This window comes from Belnapia sp. AC561 (genome assembly GCF_979252845.1).
In genome coordinates, this window is sequence record NZ_CEEDBP010000468.1 from 1 (window position 1) to 238 (window position 238).

At 73.5% G+C, this 238-nt stretch carries 1 protein-coding gene; it reads right to left on the reverse strand.

Going from position 1 to position 238, the window contains the following annotated elements; all coding sequences use genetic code 11:
* Positions 1-238 (reverse strand): ABC transporter substrate-binding protein (locus AC0IW9_RS31880; RefSeq protein ID WP_471652283.1); only part of this gene is annotated, 238 nt, incomplete at both ends.

Below are 238 nucleotides of genomic sequence, written 5' to 3' on the forward strand. Positions count from 1 at the left end.
GGCCTGGACGATGCGGCTGTCGTTCGGGTAGCGGTCGTTCGGCCCGTGCAGGGTGATGCGGAAACCCGGGGGGCAGCCGGCCTCGGCGAGCAGCTTCTTCGCCGCCTCCGCGTCCTGCCGCGGCGGGTTCAGGCCGGGGGCATAGCCGACGCTGCCCTCGGGCAGGAACTGCCCGGCCGGGAAGGCGGCGCCTTCCATCACCCGCTCGGTGATGGCGCCGCGGTCGATCATCAGGGAC